This window comes from Actinoallomurus sp. CA-142502, from assembly GCF_050936355.1.
In the GTDB taxonomy this organism is placed as follows: domain Bacteria; phylum Actinomycetota; class Actinomycetes; order Streptosporangiales; family Streptosporangiaceae; genus Actinoallomurus; species Actinoallomurus iriomotensis.
On sequence record NZ_JBNJMY010000001.1, the window covers coordinates 427,745 to 445,688 of the forward strand.

A 17,944-nucleotide genomic window follows, 5' to 3' on the forward strand; every position below is an offset into this window, starting at 1 on the left:
GGGTTCCTCCGGAGCGACCGCTCTCACCGGCCGTTCGTCCGGCGATGAGAGCACCGTCGAATGACGGCAACCGCTTATTCCGGCGCGTTGCCGGACAAAACGGGCATCTGCTGTATATCCACATTTTTTATGGACGCAAGGAATGGCGCTCCAGGGTACGGCGCCACGCTCGTCACCTAGATACCCGGCTACGCACCGTACCAGTGCCTGAAGCGCTTCACCTGATGACCAACCGAATTCATCCAAAGACAAATGGAACGTCTGGCACGTGATTCCTGAGCGCCGTCCACGCGGTCGGAAGGCGCTCGGAGAAATTGTTTCAACGCGCCATGAGGCGTTCCGCCTCCTTGCGAAGGTGCTCGGGGAGCGGAGGCCGCCGGGCCTTGACCGCGCGCTCGGCCAGCCCCGCCGCGGTGTCGGCGTCACCCTCCAGCCGGAGGACCCGGGCGACGCGGAGCAGCACCGGGCCGCTGTCATCGGCGTCGTCGACGAGTTCACGCTCTTCCGCGCCGGATACCCCGGCGTCCTCACAGGTCCGCTTGGCCAGGAACCAGGCGGCCCGGCTGGAGGGCCGGTCGCCGTAGTTGACCCGGTCGAGGTCGCGCAGCGCGGGCTCGGCGCGGTTGAGGTCGGCCAGCATCTCGCCCCGGAGCCGGATCGCCTCCGGGGTCGCGCCGTTCTGGCTGAGCGCGTCGTCGAGGATCGCGATCGCGGCCTGGGCGCGGCCGGCGTGCCAGAGCGCGTGGGCCAGTGCGGTCTTGACGAACGTGTCACCGGGCAGCTGGGTGAGGGCGGCCCGCAGCCGGCTCACGGCCTCGGTCGTCTCACTGCCGATCTTCAACCGGCCCACCGCGGCCAGGAGCATGCCGACGTGCGCGGTGTCGCCCAGCGCGCCGAACACGCCGATCGCGGCCTCATAGTGCGCGGCGGCCCGTTCCATCCGTCCCTGGCCGTACGCGATGGTGCCCAGGAGGCACTCGGCCGCCCCGCGCACCGGCCGGTCGGCGCCGGCCTCGCGCGCCACCGCCGAGGCGAGACGCCGGGCCAGATCGAGATCGCCGGCCGTGAAGGCCGTCTCCGCCGCGTCGAGCCGCGGCCGCTCGTGCCGTGCCGACACCGCCGCCTCCGCGTCGAGACGCCGGACGACCGGGCGCAGCCGCGCCTGCGGCAGGCGGTAGCGGCGCCGGCCCGCGTGCCGGTCGGCCACGAGCAGGCGCACGTCCTCCAGCGCCCGTACGACGGCGTTGGGCAGGTCGCGGGTGAGGCGCCGCCCCTCGGTGACCCCGTCGGCGTCCGGCTTGCGGCCGAAGACGTGGCGGAACCACGTGGTGAGCGCGCTCGGCCATTCGCCGTACGCCGTCGCGACGGTCGCCAGCGACCGCAGGCAGTGGTCCCCGAGGATGCGGTCGACCGCCTTCGGCAGGCGTTCGTCGTCGCCGTCCGGCGGGAGCTCGTCCCACAGGCGGCTGCACACGATCTGCAGCAAGGCCGGATCGATGGACGCCTCCCCGGCGCCCAGCTCCTCGACGAGCCGCCCGGCACTCGCCGCGAGCGGGTGGCCGGTGTCGCCCAGCGGCCCGCTGACCACCTGACGGGCGGCGGACGGGCTGAGGGCGGTCAGCGGGAACCGGGTGACCTGCCGGACCGGCAGGCCCGAGCGCACGAGGAGCGCCTGGAGCTCGTCGAGGTTCTCGGTGCGGACCGTGATGAGCAGATGGAGCTCGTGCCGGGCCGCCGTGGCCTCGACGAGCTCGTCGGCGAACCGCCGGCGATGGCCGTCTCTCTCGCGGGTGCCGAAGAAGAGCAGGTCGGTCTGGTCGATCGCGGCGAACACGGGGATCGCGTCGCCGTGCCGGTCGACGCCGGCGTTCTTGCGGACGAGACCGCGGATCGAGGAACCCGCGATGCGCGTGGGCGGGTCCTCCGGATACCAGGACGCCAGCAGCGCGAACGTGAAGGGGTTGATGTCGGGCAGCGCGGCGAGCGGGAAGTCGGCCAGGAACGCCAGCCGTCCGATGGGCAGCACGCGTGAGCCCGCGCCCAGTGCGGGCAGCACGCCGGCGCGCAGCAATGAGGTCTTCCCCACCCCCGCGGGGCCGTGGAGGATCGTCACCCGGTGATCGCGCCAGAGTTTCGCCAGGGCCGCCGCCTCGCGGGCCCTGCCGTGGAAGATCGCCTCATCCGCCGTGTCGAACGGACGTGAGCCGACGAAAGGGGAACGCGTGCTCATAGCATGATCACGTCATTACCGGGATGACCAACGGGTCGAGCTTCGGCGGGGTGATTGACGACTACACCTACACCCGCCCCTGCCGCCGAGCCAACGAAGTCAAGGCGGAAATCTGGCCGAATGTGGAAGTCGCCGGGCCCGCTGGAACCCCGGACGTCAGAGCTTGTTGTCGAATCCCGCTCCGTCGGCCATCTCTCGGGCCGGCTGGATCGCCTCCAGGGCAGCACTCTTGAGCACGGGGTTGTCGGCGGATCGCAGGAGGTCGGAGGTGACTCCCCGCAGGTCGATGGTGAGCGGTGGCATGATGCCTCCCCGGTGAGTCCGCTGCCCGGTCCGGATTGTCACCACAATATAACTCGTTTTCCTGCATTTTCCTGCATGTGGCGTTAACCAAGTTTTGGCGCACCCGTGGTCCGTCTATGTCATTTGACACACACGCGCGCGAAGATTTTCCGGCCGCGTAGAGGAATGCGCCGTTTCGGACATAGTCTTGCTAATCATCGGTTGGACCGGGTGATGCGGAGGCGAACCGAGTGGCTGGCCCAGAGAAGACCGGCGCGACGCAGGACATGCGCGTCCCCCCGGTCTGGGGGAACGTTCCCCAGCGCAACAAGAACTTCACCGGTCGCGAGGAACTCCTGGCCGCCCTCCGTGAGGGCATCGCCAGCCAGGTCACCGCCGTGGTCCCGCAACCGCACGCGCTGCACGGACTGGGCGGAGTCGGCAAGACGCTGACCGCGGTCGAGTACATCTACCGCTACCGGCACACCTATGACGTCGTCTGGTGGATCCCCTCCGACCAGCCCTTCATGGTCAAGACCGCCCTGGCCGACCTCGCCCCGCACCTCGGGTTGCCGCCCGCCGCGGTGAGCGGCATCGAGGACGCGGCCCGGGAGGTGCTCGATGCCCTGCGCCGCGGAGAGCCGTACGACAAGTGGCTGCTGGTGTTCGACAACGCCGACCAGCCCGAGGACCTGCTCGACAGCATTCCGCGCGACTCGGGGCACGTGCTCATCACCTCGCGCAACCATCGCTGGGAGAGCCTGTTCGACGCGGTCCCGGTCGACGTGTTCCGCCGCGAGGAGAGCGTGGAGTTCCTCACCAAGCGGGTGCGCGGCGCGATCAGCCCCGAGGACGCCGCGCGGCTGGCGGAACAGCTGGGCGACCTGCCGCTGGCGCTGGAGCAGGCCGGAGCACTGCTGTTCGAACGCGGCATGAGCGCCTCGGAGTACCTCGAACAGCTCGCCGACCGCACCAGCCAGCTGCTCTCGCAGGGCCGCCCGGCGGAGTACCCGGTGCCCATGACGGCCGCCTGGAGCGTGTCGGTGGCCAACCTCAGCGAGAGCCTCCCGGAGGCCGTCGACCTGCTGCGGATCTGCGCCTTCTTCGGCTCCGAGCCCATCCCGCGCGAGGCCATCGGCAAGGCGCCGCCGGGGCTGCGGCCGGAGGTCGCGGGCCTGATCTCCGACCCGATCCGGCTGGGCCGCGCGGTCGGCGAACTCGGCCGGTACGCGCTGGCCCGGCTCGACATCCCGGGCCGCACCATCCAGGTGCACCGGCTGGTCCAGAAGCTGGTCCAGGACGAGCTGTCCCCCGAGGAGCAGGAGCAGATCCAGCACGAGGTCCACCTGCTGCTGGCCGCGTACAACGCCGGCGACCCCGACGACGACACGAGCTGGCCCAAGTACGGCGACCTCCTGGGCCACCTGGCGCCCGCGAAGGTGTCCGACTGCCCGACGCGCGAGGTACGGGCGTTCGCCATCCGGATGCTGCGCTACCTGTTCAGCTCCGGCGACTACCACTCCGCCCAGACCCTGGCCGACGACTTCATCGAGCGGTGGAGCGCCGAGTCCGGATCGCAGCACCGCGACGTCATCGAGGTCCAGCTCGCGCAGACCAACACCCTGCGCGAACTCGGGAACTACGAGGAGGCGTCCACGCTCAACGCCGAGATCCTCACCGCGTCGGAGAAGGTGCTGGGCTCCGACCACGACGTCACCCTCCTGGCGCTGCGCGGGTCGGCCGCCGACCTGCGCGCCGCCGGCGACTTCCGCGCCGCGCTCGACCGCGACCGGGAGGCGCTGCGCCGCTACGAGGACAAGTACGGTCCCGAGGACGCCGGCACGCTCCGCGCCGTCAACAACCTCGCCATCGACTACGGCCTGATCAGCGACTACGGGCGGGCCCGCGAGCTGCACCACCGGTCGTTCATGGGCTGGAAGCAGCAGGAGAGCCGCACCGTCATGGCCAGCATGCTCAACGCGCTGAACGGCCTGGCCCGCGCGGTACGGCTGGCGGGCGACTACTCCGAGGCCTGCGACCTCGGCGACGACGCCTACGCCATCGGCCTGGACGCCCTAGGCGCCGAGCACAACTGGACGCTCCGTACGGGCAAGGACCTGTCGATCGCGCTGCGCCGGTACGGGGAGCTGGAGCGGGCCGAGGAGTTGGCGGTCCAGGTGCAGGACCGCTGTACCCGGCTGTTCGGCCTCGACTCTCCCGACACCCTCGCGGCCGCGATGTGCCTGTCCAACCTGTGGCGCACCGTCGGCCGGCTCGACGAGGCCACCGGCCTGGTCGCCGACTCGGCCGCCCGCTACACCAAGGTCTTCAGCGCCGACCACCCGTACAGCCTCGCCTGCCTGAGCAACCTGGCCGTCCTCCGCCGCGTCCAGGGCAACCCGCAGGAGGCGCGGAAGCTGAACGAACGGGCGCTCGCGGGCCTGGACGCCAAGCTCGGCCGCGACCACCACTACTCGCTCACCGTGGCCGTCAACCTCGCCAGCGACCTGGCCGCCCTCGGCGAGATCGACGCGGCGTGCCGCCTCGGTGAGGGCACGCTGCGGCGCCTCCACCGCCTGTTCGGCGACGACCACCCGCTCACCCTGACCGGCGCCGCGAACCTGTCGGCCGACCTCACGGCGGCCGGGCAGACCGAACGCGGCGGCGAGCTGATCGAGCAGGCACGGGCCGGCTACCAGCGGACCATGGGGCTGAACCATCCGGACGCCCAGGTCTTCCTCGAAGGCCGCCACCTCGACGCCGACTTCGACCCGCCGCCGATTTAAGGCCCTAAGCCCTCTTGAGGGCCTCCAGGTCCCGCGATACCTCGGTGTGGATGTGGGTGATCAGCCGCTGGAGGTCGTGGCAGTACACCGTGGGGTTGCGGAAGCCGCGGCCGCTCCGGTAGCGGTGCGTGTAGTGGCCGGCGCCGCAGACCCGGTGCAGCCGGCACTCCTGGCACTCCTCGGCCAGCGCCAGGCCGCGGATCTGCCGCGCCGCGATCGACGGGAGCAGCAACGCGGCCTCGAACGGGTCACGTGACACGTGCAGTGCCGTGCCGGCCGCTCCCTCGTACGCCGACTTCAGCGTGTCGACCTGCTCGATCTCACCGTTGGTCTCCACGACGACGATGGCGACGGGCGACAGGCCGACCGCCTCACCCGTCGACGGCCGCCCGAACAGCAGCATCATGATCTCGTCGAAGAGGCGTACCTGCGTCGCCTTCACCGGCGATCGGTACCAGCGGTCGAAGATGGCGACGAGCCAGTCCCCGTACGGCGTGGACTCGTCCGGCGGCCGGCCGGGCGGAGGGGTGTCCCAGTTGCCGTGCGGGAGCAGGAAGTTGATCGCGGGCGGCTCGAACTCCAGCATCGCCTCGTACGTGCGCACCGGGTCGTTCTGGACGTCGACCGTGCTGAGCAGGCCGTTGAACAGGTGCCGGTACGGCGCGGCGCGCAGCCGGTCCACGCCCGCGCGTACGGCGCCGAAGCTGCCCTGGCCGTTCGCCCACCGGCGATGCCGGTCGTGCCCCTCCTCGTCGCCGTCCAGGCTGACCCCGACCTGCACGCCGTACTCGCGGAAGAGTTCGAGGACCGGCGGGTCGAGCAGGATGCCGTTGGTCTGGACGTTGAACCGCACCCGTACGTCCGGCGCGCAGGCGGTGAGCACCGCCTCGACGGTGTACCGCAGGTGGTCGACGCCGGCGAGGAGGGGTTCGCCGCCGTGCAACGTGACGTCGACGCGATCGAGCAGCTTCGCCCGCGCGTGCTCGGCGATCCGCATGGCGACCTGGTCGACGGTCGGCCTGGCCATCTTCCGCGGCTGCCGGCGCCAGTTCTGGTCGGCCATCTCGTACATGTAGCAGTAGTCGCAGGACAGGTTGCAGCGGCTGTGCACCTTGAGGATGAACTCGCGGAACGGCGTGGGCCGCCAGCCCCTCCCCAGCAGCGTGCGGACGTCGAGTGTGTCCGGCCACTCCGGTGCGCCGAGTGTCGCCATAGGTCATTTACCGCCGTTGCCGCTGGTCAGAGTCCACCGTTCGTGCTCACGCGACTCCCCGTCGACGCGGATGATCTGCCGGTCCGAGGCCACCGGGCGGAACCCGGCCTCCTCGACGACACGGCGGGAGGGTGCGTTGGCCGGCTGGATGTAGGCGTCGAGCCGGGTGAGGCCGAGCTCCTCGAACGCGTACGGGACGGCCAGCCGTACCGCCTCCGCCACGTACCCGTGCCCGGACGTCGCCGCGAACCCCCCGTAGCCGAGCGAGCCCCGCGGATCGGGTGCCTGCCGTTCGATCTGGTTGATGTTGACCAGCCCGGCGAGCCGCCGCGTGGCGTTCACCCGCACGACGAACCCGATCGCGTTGACACCGTCGAACCGGGCGAGATACTCGCCGAACTCCTCCGCCACCGTGGGCGCGAAGATCAGCCCACGGTGCATGTTCACGCTGGCCCGTGCCAGCGCGACGAATTCCTCGCCATCTTCGGCGGCCACCGGCCGCAGAGAGATGCGTGCCCCCACAAGCAACCTCACGCCGAGAAAAGTAACTCGCGAAAGCAAACCGGAAAACCCCGGATGAGTGAAATGGCTACGCTTTCCGTATGTCGCCGCCGAAAATACGGCACGCGGCACGCGCCATCATCCTGGACGAAGAGGACCGCGTGCTGCTGTGCCGGTTCACCACACCGGACGTCGTGTGGACGGCCCCGGGCGGGGGGATCGAGAGCGGCGAGTCGGCCCTCGCCGCACTGCGCCGCGAACTGCTCGAAGAGGTCGGCCTCGCCCTCGCCGCCGACCCGCCGCACGTGTGGCGGCAGCGGGTCGAGTCGCCCGGGTTCGCCCCGCGCTACGACGGCGTGCTGAACGACTACTTCCTCGTCCGCACCGAGTCGTTCGCGCCCCGCGGCACGCTGTCCGACGCCGAACTCGCCGCCGAGAACATCAGCGGCCTGCGCTGGTGGCGGCCGCAGGACCTCGCCGCGTACCGCGGCTCCGACCTGTTCTCTCCCCGCGACCTCGCCACCCCGCTGGCGGCACTGATCGCCCACGGCGTCCCCTCGCGGGTGGTGGAACTCGGCCTTTGAGTCCCGCCTTCGTCTGGCGGTGCCGGTCGGCGCACGGGAGAATGGGCGCTTCGGCTCGCTTTGGCGGCGGAAAGGACCGATCGTGACCGGCCAGCCTCCTGCCCGGTGGTACCCCGACCCGCAGCGGTACGGGGGCGGCGTGTCGGCGACCCGCGAGGAGGCGACCCTTCTCCCGAAGGACCGGCTGCCGGGCGTACTGGCCCTGGTGGCGCTCATCCCGGGGCTGGCGGGCGCGCTGACGATCGTGGCGCCGGTCGCGTACGGGCTGGATCTGCTCTGGCCGACGTGGGGAGCGGTGGCGCCGTTCGCCGCCTGGGCCGTGGGGGCGGCCGGAGCGACCTGGCAGCGGGAGACGATCCTCCGCCGGGCGTACGGCTACCGTGAACCGAGCCTGGACGAGCTGCGCCGCCTCAAGGATCCGGTACGCCGAGCGCTGGCGCGCGCCGGCGTCTCGGCCGGCCAGGTACGGCTGATGATCGTGAAGTCACGGGAGCCGACCGCCCCCGCCACCACCGGCCGGCTCGTCGCCGCCACCTCGTACGCGGTCGACTCACTGCCACCCGACCGGCTCGAGGCCGTCCTGACGCACGAACTCAGCCATCGCACCGGCCTGAACCCCGTGCCGGTGTTCTGCTACCACCAGCTCGTGCTGCCGGTCCGCGCGCTGTGGTGGCTGCTCGCCCACGCGTGGCGGCCGGTACGCCGGATGTGGCGGGTGGCGGTGGCGTGGCGCACCCCGTTCGGATTCCTGGTGACGTTCCTGCTCGCGCTCGTCGCGGCGGTGGTGATCGCCGTACTGGCGGTACCGGCGTGCGTCGCCTTCCTGGGAGCGGCGCTGTCCCGGATCTCCGTAGACCAGGCCGAGTTCCAGGCCGACGCCACGGTGACGACGCTCGGCCTGGGCCCGCAACTGCTCGCGGCGCTGGAGGACGCCATCGACGCCGGCCACACCGACACCGCCCGCGCCGACCGCCTCCTCGGCCTGCCCCCTCTCGCCGTCCGCCGCGCCCAGCGCCTCCGCCGAAAGCTCGCCCGGCGAACCCATCCCCGAGCCGTCCAGGCCCTCTAGGCCAGGGCCATGGACACCGGCTCGCGAACCTAGCGGCGATCCGTCACACCGGACATCAGCCGGTCGGCCAGCGTACGGGCCTGAGCCAGGAATTCATCCAGCCCGGCGTCGTCGAGGCCCTCATCGACGATCAGCTCACCCAACAGCAGGACCTGCGCGCGAGCCGTGGCCGGCTTCTCCAGATCAGTGGCGACGGCGTCGCCGAGTGCATGCCGCATCAGGCTCTCGGATGTACGTGGATCGATATGGATTCCGTCGTCGAGCAACTGAGCGCGTACCGTCGCCACCAGGCCGATGACCTCGGGGATCGACCAGCTTGGGGAAAAGCGCCGGCGGACCGCCGTGACGAACGCGGCGTGGACCAACTCGCCGTACCCGACCAGGCGGTCGGCCTCGACCAGCTGCCCGGTCAGCCGCTCGGCTTCGTCAGGTTCAGACGCCAGGAAGGCGCGCAGCGCGGCCACCTGCTCATCGGTCACCGTCATCGAGCTGTTCCTTCCGGCTCTCTGTTCGCCGTTCAGCTCATCAGGCGATCACCCAGTGACCGGGCCGTGGCCATGAACTCGTCCAGCTCTGCGTCGCCGAGCTTCTCATCCGAGATCAAAGCCGTCAGAAGCAGGACCTTGGTGGAAATGATCGTGTCTTCATCCAGGTCATCGATGGATCCGTCGCCGAGGGCGTCCCGAATCAGGCGCTCGGCCACGACCGGATCGACCTCATCGGCGTCCTCATCCAACCGTGCCCGCAGGGCACCTACGAACTCGATCACGTCGGCGGCCGTGCCGCTCTGGGCGAATCGCCGGTCCACCGCCTCGAAGAAAGCGGCTGCGAGAAGTGCCATATAGCCGGCTCGGGCGGCATTCCGGTCTAGTCGCCCCCACCGTCGTTGATATTCCTCGACGTCCCCCGCCAAATGAGCACGCAACGTCGCCACCTGCTCATCGGTTACCGGCATCTTCAGGCCCCTTTCGTGTGCGTTGTCCGTCCGCGGAGACGGCGGATCCCCTCACCGAACAGCACACTGGCCATCATGGCTGCGGCCAACGCGTTCCCGGTTTCGATCCCATGGTGCGGTACCTCGGTCATCGTCGGGCCGGTCCTGGTCTCAGCATGACCACTTGGCGGGTGGCGCATCAGGAGGTCAAGTGCCCGGTCGGTGGCCTTACCCGCGGACTCGAGGGCGTCCCGACCGCCCTCGTAGCCCCTCTTGCGCAGTCTTTCGAGTCGGGAGTCCTTGTCGCTCCCCGGGCCCGCGATCCGGTCGCCCGTCCGGTCGGTGGGGTCCGGCCTGGCATCACCGATCACGTTGGAGCCGCCTTCGGCTCCGGCCGGATCAAGGCTCTCGCGAAGAGACTTGTCATCAGACACGAGTGCGTCGTTGGCGGCGGTCGCGCCGAGGCGGCTGTCGGCGCGGGAGGGACAGCCGTCGGCGCCGGGCTTGTCCGGTGGGGGCGGTGCGGGCCGGTCTGGCTTTTCCCCGGTGGTTTCGGGACTCGCGTCGGAGTCGTCAGGGGTGCGATCAACGTTCATCGGCCATCGCCTCCGCCGAACAGCGGTGGGGGGCCCGATCGGCCGTCGTCTTCCGGCTTGGGGTGGGGTGCGCCGGGGAGCCGGGGGCGCCGTGGCTTGGCCGGTGGTCCAGAGGTGCGGGGCCAGGTCTGCCCCTGGTCTCGAGGCGTGGGCCGGGGGCCGGACCGATAGCCGGGCGGTGGTCCGGGCGCGTACGGGAGCTGCGTCCGAGGGGGCTCGACGGCCGGTGGTCTGGCCCACGGCGGTGGCTGCGGGACCGCCGCCCGGCCGGCGGGCGGGGTGGGGCGGCGTGGCGGCGGGTCGGGGAGCGGGGTGGTGGCGACGCGGTCCAGAGTGACGATGGCCGGGTCGCACTCGACCGGGGTGATGCTCCGGCCGCCCCCCGGGAGGGTCTCGACCAGCAGGAGGGCGTGGTCGGGTAGATGTTGCAGCGTCACCGGCTCGACCGCGTACTCGTACACCCGTTGGGTGGTGTCGGCGTCGCTCCAGTTCGTGCCTACGGCGTAGGAGTAGGCGCTGGACCAGTTACGGGACAGTGAGCGGCTCTCGCCGCGGGTGTCGGTCTCGCTCGTGCCGCCGCCGCGCGTACGGGAGTCGCCGGTGTTGGTGGAGCGGTCGCCGAACGGGCCGTTGCCGGACCGGGTGGCTCCGGACGAGCGGGTGGTGCCCCAGTTGGTCGACGTGCCGATCGACGTGGAGAGACTGATCGTGTCGGAGTCTCCGGTGCCGACGGTCTCGGAGTCGGTGTGGGACTCGTTGCCGCCGACGTTCTTGGTGATCTGGGACAGCACGAACTTGTAGTCGCGGCCGATGAAGTCGGCGGCGTGGGCGGCGTCCTGGTGGTTCCCGAGGCGCATGAACGCGACCGCGCCGCCGCCGATCATCTCCTCTCCGGTCTCCCGCAGGCGCCGGTAGAGCAGGGTGAGGGGCACGCCGCGGCGTTCGCAGGCGTCCGACAGGCGTTCGAGGTGGCGGCGGGCCAGTTCGTCGGCGCCGGCCACCACCACCGACGGGCGGGGGTCGGGCGACGCGGCGACGCGGTGGGTGACCCATTGCACGACCAGGTCGGTGAGCAGCTCCGACCGTACGTTGCGGGCCTGGCTGTCCAGCGCGATGCAGGTGAGGTAGCCCGGCGGGCGTTCGGTCTGCTCGGTGCCGAGTCGCTCGATGGGGTGGATGTAGGACTCGATCCGGGAGAGGTTCGCGTGCGCCTGGCGGCGGTACTCCACGCTGAACAGCTCGCTCGCGATGCGGCGGCGTTCGTCGCGCTCCAGCGCGGGTGAGTCGTCGGGTTCGCCCATCAGGGCGCGCAGCGCCGCGCCGATCCGGGCGAGCGTGACGTTCTCCCCCAGAGCGTCGCAGACGCTGGTCAGGATCCGGTCGTCCATGCTGCGCTCGGCGCGTGCGGCCTCCGGGCCGCCGCCGTACATCGACTCCACGATCGCGTCCACCAGCTCGCGCGTCCCCAGGCCGGAGAGCAGCGTCGACTCGGTGAGCCGGGTCGGCAACAGCTGGGTGTCGACGTCGATCCGCGCGGCGCGGGCGAGTGCCGCCAGTTCGCCGCAGACCAGTTCGCGGGACAGGTCGATCACCAGCAGCGGCCCGGTGAACAGCGCCGATGCGCCGTACGTGCTGAGCAGCGCCTCCCAGCCCCACAGCGTGCCGCCGAACACGTCCAGACGCCGGGGCGACAGCGGGCGCGGGACCGCGCCCCACTCCGGACGCCCGTTCGCGGCGCCGTGCTCGTTCGCCTCGTGGTGGTGCCGGCGGACCCGCCAGTCGCGCGTCGCGTTCTCGTACGCCTGGTCGGCCTGACCGCGCGCCAGCTCGTACGCCTCGCGCGCGTTGCGGCGTGCGGACAGCGCGATGCCGGTCAGCGCCGCACCGGGGGCCAGGCAGACCAGCGACAGAAGGAGGGAACCGAGCGGCACCGCCGTCCCGCCGAGGGAGCCGTCACTCGCCGCGTACGCCGAGAACAGCGCCAGGATGACGAACGCGACGCCGCTCACCGGCAGGGCCCGGCTCAGCCGCCGCCGTGCCGTCTCTTCGGTCGCCACGACCTGCCGGTGAAGGTATTCGGGCAGCCGCTGCGGCCGCGGCTCGGGTTCGGTGAACGGTGTGTAGAACGCCCAGCGGTCACGGAAGATCCAACCCAGCCGCGGCTCCGGAGAGAACAGCAGAGAACGCCGCTGCAACAGCGACTGCCGATCGACCGGCGCGACGGTCATGACAGCGAGACCCCCGTACCCCCAGGTCACCCGTTATTAACAACATGCCTGACTATCCCCGACCACCAACTCAAGCAGAGCAATGGCGGACTTGTCACCCCTTGCGCTCGCAACAACCGCTTTCTGTTTGGAACGGCGCTCATTAGCCTGGCCTGCCGACACCTGATGGCCTCGACGGGAGCCGACTGACCATGGCGGAACCGGTATGGGACGTGGTGCGGGGCGTGCCCGCGTGCCGGCTGGCGGAGGTTCCGCGGCGTCGGCTGACGGACGAGGGCGAGGTTCCCGAGCGGGACGACGGCCGGGACCAGCGGCTCGCGGCGCTCGTGTCCGCGTACCACAGCGGTGATCCGATGCTGCTCGGCTGGCGGCGGGAGAGTGCCGCCGGGCCGGTGGAGGTCTTCGTCGGCGGCCACGGGCTGATCACCGAGGAGGACGACGGCGGCGCGGCGTTGAGCCTGCCTGTGGGCGGGCATGGCCGGATGCTGGGGCCGGGGGCGGTCGCCGAGGTCATGCGGGAGTTCCCGTCGTGGGTGCGCATCGGCGGGGTCACCGACGGCCTGCTGACCGATGACCAGCCCGACCGGGCGGCGCCGGTGACGCGGCCCTCGCTCGAGGACTGCCTGCTGTCGGTGTGGACACGGCCGTTCGCGTGGCTGCTGCTGGCCGAGCCGGTCGGCGCCGAGGAGACCGGGCGGCTGGCCGACGACGTCGCCGACCGGGCGTACACCGCGCAGTCGATGGCCGAGCGTTCGCCGGAGAACGCGGTCGAGGCGGCGCGGCTCGAACGCCGGCACCGGGAGCTGCGCCAGGCCGCCACCAGCGGCCTGTGGCGCGTCTGGTTGCTGGCCGGCGGAACGGACCCGCGGGCGGCGGCGCGAGTGGCGGCGCTGGTGTGCGCGTCGGCGGACCTGGACGGGCTGCCGTACGCGCTCGCTCCGCAGAGTACGAGCGCGGCGTGGCCGTTCGAGGCCTCCAGCCGCCTGGTCGCGGCGCTGGCCCGCCCGCCGGCGCGTGAGGTGCCCGGGGTCAGGTTCGTCGTACGGCCCGAGTTCGACGTCACGCCGGAGATCGCGGCGGGCGGCGTGCCGCTGGGACGCGTGCTGGACCGCAACCGTACCGACGTCGGGGCGCTGTCGGTGCCGCTGGAGAGCCTCAACCGGCACACGTTCGTGTGCGGGGCGACCGGCGCCGGCAAGTCCCAGACGGTACGGGGGCTGCTGGCGTCGGCGAGCGCGGCGGGTCTGCCGTGGCTCGTGGTCGAACCAGCCAAGGCCGAGTACCGGCTCATGGCCGCGCGCCTGCCCGCCGCCGAGGTGGTCGCGATCCGGCCCGGCGAGGTGGACGCGATCGCCGCCGGGATCAACCCCCTCGAACCCGCCAGAGACGCCGACGGGCGGGCGTTCCCCCTCCAGACCCACGCCGACCTCGTACGCGCGCTGTTCCTGGCCGCGTTCGAGTCCGACGAGCCGTTCCCGCAGGTGCTGTCCGCGGCGCTGACCCGCTGCTACGAGCAGCTCGGCTGGGACCTGGCCCTCGGCGAACCCCGCACCCCCGGCACCGCGCCCCGCTACCCGACGCTCGCGGACCTGCAGGCCGCCGCCGAGCAGGTCGTCACCGAGATCGGGTACGGCAAGGAGATCACCGACAACGTCCGCGGGTTCATCCGCGTACGCCTGTCCAGCCTCCGGCTGGGCACGACCGGCCGGTTCTTCGAGGGCGGCCACCCCATCGACTTCGAACGGCTGCTGGCCCGCAACGTCGTGTTCGAGATCGAGGACGTCGGTGACGACCGCGACAAGGCGTTCCTCATGGGCACCGTCCTGGTACGCCTGGTCGAGTACCTGCGAATGCGGCAGCGCATGAGCGGCGCCGCGACCGGCCTCGCGCACCTGAGCGTGTTCGAAGAGGCACACCGCCTGCTGCGCAAGAGCGAGGAGAGCGGACCGGCGGCGCACGCGGTGGAGATGTTCGCCGGCCTCCTGGCCGAGATCCGCGCGTACGGCGAGGGGCTGATCGTGGCCGAGCAGATCCCCTCCAAGCTGGTGCCCGACGTCATCAAGAACACCGCGGTCAAGATCGTGCACCGGCTGCCCGCCAAGGACGACCGGGACGCGGTCGGCGCGACCATGAACATCACCGACGCCCAGAGCCAGTTCCTGGTCACGCTGCGCCCCGGCGAGGGCGCCGTGTTCACCGACGGCATGGACTACCCGCACCTGGCCCGGATGCCCGACGGCACCGCCGTCGAGACCACCCGCGCCGCCCGTACGACCTCACCGGCCGTGCTGGTCGACCCGCGCAGCACCACGTGCGGCACCGACTGCCATGCCTCGCCGTGCACGCTGCGGGACATGCGCACCGCCCAGCGCGTCCTCACCGACCACCCGCAGGTCGTGCTGTGGGCCGAGCTCGCCACGGCGGCCCACCTGTCCGGCTGGGGCTCGCCCGTCCCCGCCCCGGCGATCCTCGACGCGCTGCGGGCACTGCCCGGCCGGCTGCGCGACTGCGCCCTCTCCCACGCCGTCGACGGCGCCGTCGCCGCACGCGCCTCGGCCATCGCCGCGCGCTCCGACCCCGGAAGGCTGGCCGACCACCTCGTCGCGACGATGCGCGGCCGCCTGAACGGCGGCCCCGTGTGCACGGGCGAGGAACCCGAATGGTTCACCGTCCCGTACCGGTGGTGCCTGGTGCTGGAAGAACTCCAGACCACCCACCGCCGTACGCCCGACGGCCCCCGCCACCCGTCCAGCCCGGAGTGGGAACACCGCTACGGACGCGCGGTGCCGGGCGGTGACGTCGCCGAGCAGCTGGAGCACGTGTCGCGCTGGTGGGACCGCGACCAGCGCGACCACACCGCCCGCGAAGCCACCCTCTGGGGCACGGCCACACCGTCGGCGATCGAGACCGCCGCCTCCGCCCGCCGCGGCGACGACGACTTCGCGACGCGCCTCACCGAAGCCGCGACCGACCTCGGCAACATCGACGGCCTCCTGCGCTTCTACCTCCCGGCGCCCTGATGCGCGTGCGCCACCACTAGGGTTCGGCCGGTGAGTTATCCCCACGCCGATCCGCGGCGCTACGAAGGGCTCCTCGCCCATGCCGAACGTCACCTGGGACCGGTGGTACGCGGCGAGGGCCCGACGATCGACGGACGGAACCGGGGATTCTCCATCGGCTTCCATGAGCATCCCTCGTACGCCATGGTCTCGGTGGCGACGACGGGGGTGCGCTTCCAGAAGGTCACCGGTCCGTGTCCCGGGGAGTTCGTGGTCTCCGCCCGGCCCGGTCAGGAGCAGGAGGCGGCGTATCTCCTGCACGTCGTCGCCGACCGGGCCGTACGGAGCGGCAAGGGGTATGAGTACGGCGGCGGGTATGTCAACGCCGAGCCGCTGATCCCCGGCACCGCCATCGAGTTCCTCCTGGCCTCGCCGCATCCCTACGCCGACGAGGCCTTCGACCTCTTCTACGACGACGACGAGCTCGCGCTGCGGTACATCACCCTGATCCCCGCCACCCGCGCGGAGTTCGAGCTGGTACGCGAGCACGGAGACGATGAGGCGCTCCGTGACCTGTGGGAGTCGCGCGCCACCGACCTGCTCGACGTCTACCGGACCTCGGCCGTCTGAACTCGTTACTCGGCGGGGCGACCGCCGAACCGCCAGTCGTGAACCTCGACGCGTTCGTACAGCCCGGCCTGGGCGAAGGGGTCCTGCCGCACCAGCGTCTCAGCGGCGTCGCGGTCGGGCAGCTCCACCAGCGACGCCGTTCCCATCCAGTCGGCCCCGTCCTCGGACAGCAGCGGCCCGTGCGCGATGAGGCCCTCGGAACAGGCCTCGGCCAGGTACCGGCGATTCTCCTCGACCGTCGCAACGCGGTCCGCGATACGCGCCGTCCTGCCGTGCGCGAGGATCAGGAACCGCCGATGACCGGCCGTGCCGCCGGCGAACTCCCACATCGTGCGCCCAAGGGTGTTGTTCCAGCGGCGTACCAGCACCTCGTCGAAGACACCGGCGCGGTAGTAGGGCTCCTGGAACGCGAACTCGTACGCGGCGTCGGCGTCCGGCAGGTCGACGATGTGCATGCTGCCGGTCGCCTCCTCCCCGTCGGGCGTGAGCGTGGGACCGCGAGCGATCATCTTCTCGGCGTACCGGTCCATGAACGCCCAGTGCTCTTCGGCCATCTCCCAGCGCAGATCCCCGACGCCCTGCCTGTCACGACAGTAGAAGAAGTACTCCACCCCGCTTGACTACCACAGTCTCGATCTACCGGCTCATCGGGACGGGGAGGCCGGAGGCGACCGGGCTCCGGCTGATCTCGTCGACGTGGCCGTCGTGGCCCACCAGCAGGACTCGGCGTTCGATCGTCGCGTCGTAGAGGACGCACGCGGTGATCGCGAAGCCGCGATCGTGGAGGTCGACGGCGGGCGGCGCGACGACCGCCGACACGGCTTCGACGGCGGCGTCGAGTCGTCGTCGTTCCTCGTCGGTCCTGACCGGGGCCCAGCGCACGTCCGCCGCGTCGCTGAGGATCCGGCCGAAGCGGCGCATCGGCCGGGTGGTCTCGAGGTACGCGCGGGCGATCGCGAGCGCGTCGTCGGGGACCACGCCGGGGATTCCGCTCGCGCGGATCATCGCGTTGAAAGAGTCGGGGGACTCGGTGAGATAGAAGACGGCGTGCGCCAGGAGCCCGATGTAGAAGCTGTTGCGGGCGTGCGGGTACGTGTCGAACCGCATGACGTGCGCGCCGCCCGGCAACCGGTCCATCCGCCGGATCGTGGTGGTGGAAGCCGCGGCCTGCGCGCTCTTGGCCTTCCTGCCGGCGGCCGCCAGCGCCGCACTCACGACGCGCCGGACGTCCGCCTCGTCAGGGAGCATGCCGGCCCAGGTTGTGGACATTCCATTCCTCCCCGTAGTACTCGGCGTACGTTCTTCCGTCGGTCGGCGTGACGACGTGCCCGTCCCTGAGGAGCTGCATGATCTTCTCGCGGCCGCCGGCCAGGTAGTCATCCTGGAACGGCGCGTCGGGCAGGTCCGGGTCATGCCGCTGCAGTTCTACGTTGGCCCGGGTCTCCTTGACCAGCGCGTCCGCCTCCTCCGACATCTGCGCCTCGATGTAGCCGTCACGGTCGAGAGTCCTGATGTGCGCGAAGGCGTTACGCCCTTCTTTCTCCCACGCGATGTGCTCCGCCTCGTGGACGACGGCGATGGCCGGATGACCCTCTTCTTCCAGGTCCACCATGAGGGTGTTGAAATGGTCGTCGTAGTAGCTGCCCTCGCCGCGGTTGAACTCCACCTTGACCTTGTATCGACGCAGGATGTCCTCGGCCGCGTGTCCCTCGGGACCAGCCTTCCCCAGGGTCGCGAGGACGTCACGTCCCAGGGCGAGATCGCGCGCCGCCGTCCGCTCCGCCGCCTCGGCGGCGGTGCCGCTCAGACGTGTGGCGGTCGCGGGGCGGCGCAGAAAGTACTCGACTCCACGGAAGATCGATCGCTCGACCGCTCCGCCCCCTTGCATGGGG

The 17,944-nt window shown here is 71.2% G+C and carries 16 protein-coding genes; 5 read left to right on the plus strand and 11 right to left on the minus strand.

From position 1 onward, the window contains the following. Positions 1-319 precede the first annotated feature (319 nt). Together ACQEV1_RS02440 and ACQEV1_RS02445 are read right to left on the minus strand one after the other, a co-directional pair. Positions 320-2,230, minus strand: a complete 1,911-nt coding sequence (locus tag ACQEV1_RS02440; protein ID WP_433390587.1) for a tetratricopeptide repeat protein — start codon at positions 2,228-2,230, stop codon at positions 320-322. 156 nt (positions 2,231-2,386) lie between these two features. Further along, positions 2,387-2,533 carry a hypothetical protein gene (locus tag ACQEV1_RS02445; RefSeq protein WP_433390590.1) on the minus strand — a complete coding sequence of 49 codons (147 nt, stop codon included), beginning with the start codon at positions 2,531-2,533 and terminating at the stop codon, positions 2,387-2,389. A gap of 230 nt (positions 2,534-2,763) precedes the next feature. Here ACQEV1_RS02445 and fxsT point away from each other — a divergent pair, with 230 nt between their 5' ends. Then, positions 2,764-5,298: an FxSxx-COOH system tetratricopeptide repeat protein gene (fxsT, locus tag ACQEV1_RS02450; RefSeq protein ID WP_285636270.1), complete on the plus strand. Its 2,535-nt coding sequence runs from the start codon at positions 2,764-2,766 to the stop codon at positions 5,296-5,298. A gap of 4 nt (positions 5,299-5,302) precedes the next feature. Here the strand turns inward: fxsT and ACQEV1_RS02455 are convergent, their stop codons facing one another. Both ACQEV1_RS02455 and ACQEV1_RS02460 read right to left on the minus strand, forming a co-directional pair. Continuing rightward, the gene (locus ACQEV1_RS02455) at positions 5,303-6,511 is read right to left on the minus strand and encodes an FxsB family cyclophane-forming radical SAM/SPASM peptide maturase (protein ID WP_285636273.1); all 1,209 of its coding nucleotides are present in this window, start codon (positions 6,509-6,511) and stop codon (positions 5,303-5,305) included. A gap of 3 nt (positions 6,512-6,514) precedes the next feature. Then, positions 6,515-7,045: a GNAT family N-acetyltransferase gene (locus tag ACQEV1_RS02460; RefSeq protein WP_433390595.1), complete on the minus strand. Its 531-nt coding sequence runs from the start codon at positions 7,043-7,045 to the stop codon at positions 6,515-6,517. Between the two features lie 68 nt (positions 7,046-7,113). Between ACQEV1_RS02460 and ACQEV1_RS02465 the strand changes: the two genes are divergently transcribed. Further along, positions 7,114-7,596: an NUDIX hydrolase gene (locus ACQEV1_RS02465; RefSeq protein ID WP_433390598.1), complete on the plus strand. Its 483-nt coding sequence runs from the start codon at positions 7,114-7,116 to the stop codon at positions 7,594-7,596. An 82-nt stretch (positions 7,597-7,678) separates the two neighbouring features. Then, positions 7,679-8,665, plus strand: coding sequence for a M48 family metalloprotease (locus ACQEV1_RS02470; protein ID WP_285636282.1), 987 nt, complete (start codon positions 7,679-7,681; stop codon positions 8,663-8,665). Positions 8,666-8,694: 29 nt separating this feature from the next. On the opposite strand, the gene ACQEV1_RS02475 is transcribed toward ACQEV1_RS02470, so the two are convergent. Genes ACQEV1_RS02475 through ACQEV1_RS02490 form a run of 4 tightly spaced genes read right to left on the minus strand, consistent with a single transcriptional unit; the run spans position 8,695 to position 12,423 of the window. Next, a complete protein-coding gene (locus ACQEV1_RS02475; protein ID WP_433390602.1) occupies positions 8,695-9,150 on the minus strand; it encodes a hypothetical protein in 456 nt (151 codons plus the stop codon). A gap of 32 nt (positions 9,151-9,182) precedes the next feature. Beyond that, entirely contained in the window at positions 9,183-9,620 is a 438-nt protein-coding gene (locus ACQEV1_RS02480) for a hypothetical protein (protein WP_433390605.1), read from the minus strand. Positions 9,621-9,622: 2 nt separating this feature from the next. Beyond that, entirely contained in the window at positions 9,623-10,195 is a 573-nt protein-coding gene (locus tag ACQEV1_RS02485) for a hypothetical protein (RefSeq protein ID WP_433390607.1), read from the minus strand. Further along, positions 10,192-12,423 carry a hypothetical protein gene (locus ACQEV1_RS02490; RefSeq protein ID WP_433390610.1) on the minus strand — a complete coding sequence of 744 codons (2,232 nt, stop codon included), beginning with the start codon at positions 12,421-12,423 and terminating at the stop codon, positions 10,192-10,194. The genes ACQEV1_RS02485 and ACQEV1_RS02490 overlap by 4 nt, the downstream gene beginning before the upstream one ends. Positions 12,424-12,614: 191 nt before the next feature. Between ACQEV1_RS02490 and ACQEV1_RS02495 the strand changes: the two genes are divergently transcribed. Beyond that, a complete protein-coding gene (locus tag ACQEV1_RS02495; protein ID WP_433390612.1) occupies positions 12,615-15,443 on the plus strand; it encodes an ATP-binding protein in 2,829 nt (942 codons plus the stop codon). Positions 15,444-15,473: 30 nt separating this feature from the next. Next, complete coding sequence (locus ACQEV1_RS02500; protein WP_433390615.1) at positions 15,474-16,052, plus strand: suppressor of fused domain protein; 579 nt, start codon at positions 15,474-15,476, stop codon at positions 16,050-16,052. 5 nt (positions 16,053-16,057) lie between these two features. Here the strand turns inward: ACQEV1_RS02500 and ACQEV1_RS02505 are convergent, their stop codons facing one another. Genes ACQEV1_RS02505 through ACQEV1_RS02515 form a run of 3 tightly spaced genes read right to left on the minus strand, consistent with a single transcriptional unit; the run spans position 16,058 to position 17,940 of the window. Continuing rightward, the gene (locus ACQEV1_RS02505; protein WP_433390617.1) at positions 16,058-16,663 is read right to left on the minus strand and encodes a YciI family protein; all 606 of its coding nucleotides are present in this window, start codon (positions 16,661-16,663) and stop codon (positions 16,058-16,060) included. A gap of 25 nt (positions 16,664-16,688) precedes the next feature. Continuing rightward, positions 16,689-17,321, minus strand: a complete 633-nt coding sequence (locus ACQEV1_RS02510) for a hypothetical protein (protein WP_433390620.1) — start codon at positions 17,319-17,321, stop codon at positions 16,689-16,691. Beyond that, positions 17,290-17,940 carry a hypothetical protein gene (locus ACQEV1_RS02515; protein WP_433390623.1) on the minus strand — a complete coding sequence of 217 codons (651 nt, stop codon included), beginning with the start codon at positions 17,938-17,940 and terminating at the stop codon, positions 17,290-17,292. Before ACQEV1_RS02515 ends, ACQEV1_RS02510 begins: the two co-directional genes overlap by 32 nt. Between the last annotated feature and the right edge of the window lie 4 nt (positions 17,941-17,944).

Bases quoted from the DNA above. Each gene is read 5' to 3' on its own strand.
- ACQEV1_RS02440 (WP_433390587.1), bottom strand. From the start codon at position 2,230: ATGAGCACGCGTTCCCCTTTCGTCGGCTCACGTCCGTTCGACACGGCG.
- ACQEV1_RS02445 (WP_433390590.1), bottom strand. From the start codon at position 2,533: ATGCCACCGCTCACCATCGACCTGCGGGGAGTCACCTCCGACCTCCTG.
- ACQEV1_RS02455 (WP_285636273.1), bottom strand. From the start codon at position 6,511: ATGGCGACACTCGGCGCACCGGAGTGGCCGGACACACTCGACGTCCGC.
- ACQEV1_RS02465 (WP_433390598.1), top strand. From the start codon at position 7,114: ATGTCGCCGCCGAAAATACGGCACGCGGCACGCGCCATCATCCTGGAC.
- ACQEV1_RS02475 (WP_433390602.1), bottom strand. From the start codon at position 9,150: ATGACGGTGACCGATGAGCAGGTGGCCGCGCTGCGCGCCTTCCTGGCG.
- ACQEV1_RS02480 (WP_433390605.1), bottom strand. From the start codon at position 9,620: ATGCCGGTAACCGATGAGCAGGTGGCGACGTTGCGTGCTCATTTGGCG.
- ACQEV1_RS02485 (WP_433390607.1), bottom strand. From the start codon at position 10,195: ATGAACGTTGATCGCACCCCTGACGACTCCGACGCGAGTCCCGAAACC.
- ACQEV1_RS02490 (WP_433390610.1), bottom strand. From the start codon at position 12,423: ATGACCGTCGCGCCGGTCGATCGGCAGTCGCTGTTGCAGCGGCGTTCT.
- ACQEV1_RS02495 (WP_433390612.1), top strand. From the start codon at position 12,615: ATGGCGGAACCGGTATGGGACGTGGTGCGGGGCGTGCCCGCGTGCCGG.
- ACQEV1_RS02510 (WP_433390620.1), bottom strand. From the start codon at position 17,321: ATGTCCACAACCTGGGCCGGCATGCTCCCTGACGAGGCGGACGTCCGG.
- ACQEV1_RS02515 (WP_433390623.1), bottom strand. From the start codon at position 17,940: ATGCAAGGGGGCGGAGCGGTCGAGCGATCGATCTTCCGTGGAGTCGAG.